Annotated in this window: 4 protein-coding genes; all 4 read left to right on the top strand. The window is 41.9% G+C overall.

Going from position 1 to position 4,166, the window contains the following annotated elements; translation table 11 throughout:
• Nucleotides 1-1,770 (top strand): CHAT domain-containing protein (locus F8S12_RS21150; protein WP_196518134.1); only part of this gene is annotated, 1,770 nt, incomplete at its 5' end.
• A gap of 59 nt (nucleotides 1,771-1,829) precedes the next feature.
• On the top strand, nucleotides 1,830-2,810 hold the full coding sequence (locus F8S12_RS21145; protein ID WP_196518132.1) for a trypsin-like serine peptidase: 981 nt from the start codon (nucleotides 1,830-1,832) through the stop codon (nucleotides 2,808-2,810).
• A 21-nt stretch (nucleotides 2,811-2,831) separates the two neighbouring features.
• Complete coding sequence (locus tag F8S12_RS21140) at nucleotides 2,832-3,080, top strand: hypothetical protein (RefSeq protein WP_196518130.1); 249 nt, start codon at nucleotides 2,832-2,834, stop codon at nucleotides 3,078-3,080.
• Nucleotides 3,081-3,098: 18 nt separating this feature from the next.
• On the top strand, nucleotides 3,099-4,082 hold the full coding sequence (locus F8S12_RS21135) for an alpha-ketoacid dehydrogenase subunit beta (protein WP_196518128.1): 984 nt from the start codon (nucleotides 3,099-3,101) through the stop codon (nucleotides 4,080-4,082).
• The last annotated feature ends 84 nt before the right edge of the window (nucleotides 4,083-4,166 follow it).

The following is a 4,166-nucleotide window of genomic DNA, read 5'->3' as shown; positions in this document are numbered from 1 at the left end:
CAACAAGCCCAAACACATATTCAAGCAGCTATTGAAATCATTGAAGATTTACGCACCAAAATTGACAGTCAAGAACTGCGTACTTCCTATTTTGCCACTGTACAGGATTATTATCAGTTCTACATCGACTTACTGATGCAGTTGCACAAAAAAGACCCATCTAAAGGATACGACGCTTTGGCACTGCATATTAGCGAGCGATCGCGCGCCCGTAGTTTGGTTGAACTTTTAACCGAAGCTAATGTGGATATTCGTAAAGGCGTTGACCCCAAACTCTTGGCAGAAGAACGCCAATTGCAATGGCGAATTGATGCCAAAGAAAAGCTTTTGTCAGAACTATTCAGCAAACAAAAACCACCAGAGCAACTATTAATAACCACCAAACAAGAAATTCAGTCCCTACTCAAGCAACAGCAAGAATTAAAAACAAAATTCCGTAACACTAACTCTGAGTATGCTGACCTGAAGTATCCTCAACCGCTCACTTTGTCCCAAATTCAACAACAATTAGATCAAGATTCTCTACTATTGCAGTATTCTTTAGGTGAAGAACGCAGCTATTTATGGCTAGTTACACCCAATTCTATCAATAGTTATGAACTTCCTAATTCAGAAAAGATAAAGAAGGCGGCAACAAATTTAAACCAACTGTTAAAAAGTCCACTCATCGCTGGCGCATCCGCAGAGGAAAAAGCCCAAGCTGTGGCGAATACTACCAAAGCTGCTCAAGAACTCAGCGAACTCATTATTGCACCTGTAGCTGACAAATTGGGGAAAAAACGCTTAGTAGTTGTGCCTGATGGGATTTTGCATCAAATTCCATTTGCGATGTTGAGTGACCTAACCCCCCAGCCCCCTTCCCTGCAAGGTAAGGGGGAGCAAGATAAACTCAAACTCCCCTCTCCGCTTCGGAGAGGGGTTGGGGGAGAGGTCAATTATCAACCTTTATTGGTGAATCATGAAATTGTCAATCTGCCTTCTGTCACCAGTCTAGCGACCCAAAGACAGCAACTCAAAGGGCGGAAAATGGCACCCAAAACTATAGCCGTCCTCGCTGACCCAGTATTCAGCGCCAATGATGAACGAGTTACAGGTAAAGCACTGGAAACTTCCTCATCTCTCGATATTGAAGTAGAACGTTCTGCCCTGCAACGGTCTTTGAAAAATATTAATCGTAGTGGTTTAGATAGACTTCCAGGTACGCGCCAAGAGGCTGAGGTAGTTCTAAAAATGGTGTCACCTTCGGAGAGTTTCCAGGCTTTTGATTTTGATGCTAACTACAACTTGGCAACCAGCAAACAACTTAGTCAATATCGCCTGCTATTGTTCGCCACTCACGGCATTTTTGATAACATCAACCCCGAATTATCAGGAATCGTCACATCACTGGTAGATAAACAAGGCAAATTCCAAAAAGGTTTCTTGCGTCTCAACGATATTTTTAACCTTGACCTTCCCGCAGAGTTAATAGTGTTAAGCGCCTGTGAAAGTGGTCTGGGTCAAGAAGTAAAAGGAGAAGGATTAGTAGGGTTGACAAGAGGATTAATGTATGCAGGTTCCCGACGATTAATTGTTTCTTTGTGGAATGTCGATGACCAAGCCACATCATTATTGATGCAGGAGTTGTACAAACAAATTTTGCAACAAGATAAATCGCCTGCTGTTGCTCTCAGGGAAGCGCAATTGAAATTATGGCAACACGAAGATTGGCGAAATCCACGTTATTGGGCTGCTTTCACCGTGCAAGGCGAATGGCGGAATAATTACTAATTCGTAATTCATGAAAAGTTGACAAGTATTAATTAATTAATTAATTAAGGAGTTTTATCATGACTAAAAAGCCTATCTACAAGCAACCTTTGGCTTTATTTTTCGCTCTTTTTATCGTTGGAATGTTGGGTTTTACAACCTTAGGTGGTTGGGTATCTGTGCAAGCCAAAGAACAGACGCAAACGCAAGAAAGTACGCCACCAAAATTTACTAAATTCACAGAGGCAGGTCAATCACAACTGTCAGGAAATGGCAAGCCTTTTAAACCTTCTGGGCTGAACCAATCTGAAAAACCATATCCAAAAGATCGAGCTATTATTGACTGGGATGACCGTATTCCGATGATTAGTAGAGAATATCCTTGGTCAACAATTGGTCGAGTGCAAGGAACAACTACTGATGCCAAAAGCTATCATTGCACGGGAACTTTAATTGGTGAAAATCTGGTTTTAACAAATTCTCACTGTGTTATTGATCCCAAAACTCACCAATTAAGTAAAAAAATTCTGTTTCTGCCAAACCTCATTAATGGTGATGTACCGAGTAAAAACGATATAGCTTTAGTAGAAGAAGTAACTTATGGTACTGACTTCACTAACGACAATATCACAGATCAAATTAATGACTGGGCAGTTATGAAAATTAATAAGCCTCTCGGTCGCAAGTATGGTTATTTAGGATGGGATTCTCTACCTTCTTCAACTCTAATCAAAAACAAGAAAAAATTCTTTTTTGTAGGCTACTCTGGTGACTTCCCTAACACTGATAAAAAAGGCTATGAGTTTCTCTCTGCTGGTCGAGGTATGACTGCTGGATTCCAGGAAGGATGTAGTATTGTCGGGGAAGAGAAAGAAGTACTGTTCCATGATTGTGACACTACAGGTGGTTCTTCTGGTGGGCCAATCATCGGCTTGGTTGGAGGTGAACCATATATTATGGCTCTGAATAATGCTGAAATTACGGACGCTGCTACAAATCAAGGGATAATTAACATGGCGGTAAAAATTGATTTTTTGGATCGTTTGTTTGCTAAAAATTAATTTTTAGTGAATTTGTGGGTTATGACTGCGCCTAACCCAGATCCCCGACTTCTGGTGAGAAGTCGGGGATCTATCTTGATAAGCCTCGTTTGCCAGAGTGGGAGGCGATCGCTCATAAAACCGATAAAATTTAAATTAAATAGCTTTGATATAGTTATGGCAATTACTGGCTCTATGCTTGGGGCGGTTTGTTCAAACAAGCTAATCTCTAACTGGTGCGATCGCTCACCGTATTTGCCACAGCAGCACGATAAAATTCTAAAACCATAATCGTACTAAAAGGTCTAAATGGCAGAAACACTATTCTTCAACGCCTTACGGGAAGCCATTGATGAAGAAATGGCGCGTGACTCCAGCGTATTTGTTCTCGGTGAAGACGTAGGACACTACGGCGGTTCCTACAAAGTTACCAAAGACCTGTACCTAAAATATGGCGAACTCCGCGTTCTAGACACCCCCATCGCTGAAAATAGCTTTACTGGCATGGCAGTAGGAGCCGCAATGACTGGGTTGCGACCAATAATTGAAGGTATGAATATGGGCTTTTTATTGCTCGCCTTCAACCAAATAGCCAACAACGCTGGTATGTTACGCTACACTTCAGGCGGTAACTTTAAAATTCCGATGGTAATTCGCGGCCCTGGGGGTGTCGGACGGCAGCTAGGAGCAGAACATTCCCAGCGACTAGAAACCTATTTCCAAGCTGTACCAGGGTTGAAGATTGTTGCCTGCTCTACACCAAGAAACGCTAAAGGACTACTAAAATCCGCAATCCGTGATGATAACCCCGTGTTGTTCTTTGAACACGTTTTGCTTTACAACTTGAAAGAAGATTTACCAGAAGAAGAATATTTACTACCCCTAGATAAAGCAGAAGTTGTGCGTCAAGGAAAAGATGTCACAATTATCACTTACTCACGAATGCGGCATCACGTGCTGCAAGCGGTAAAAACTTTGGAAAAACAAGGTTATGATCCAGAAGTTATTGATTTAATATCGCTCAAGCCATTAGATTTTGATACTATTGGCGCATCAATACGTAAAACCCATAAAGTGATTGTGGTGGAAGAATCTATGCGAACTGCGGGTATTGGAGCAGAAGTCATCGCTTCAATTAACGATCGCTTATTTGATGAATTGGATGCGCCAGTACTACGACTTTCTTCCCAAGATATCCCCACGCCTTACAACGGCAATCTGGAACGATTAACAATTGTCCAACCAGAGCAAATAGTGGAAGCTGTAGAAAAAATGGTAGCGTTGCGGGTTTAGGGAGAGTAGGGAGTAGGGGGCAGAGAGGCACAAGAATAGAGTTCAAAGACTTATTCACGAGTATCAAAGACTCATCCCCTATTC

It is taken from the genome of Nostoc sp. WHI, assembly GCF_015714725.1.
Lineage (GTDB): Bacteria > Cyanobacteriota > Cyanobacteriia > Cyanobacteriales > Nostocaceae > Nostoc.
The sequence above is the reverse complement of the archived record's forward strand: the minus strand, read 5'-3'. Positions and strand labels throughout refer to the sequence as shown.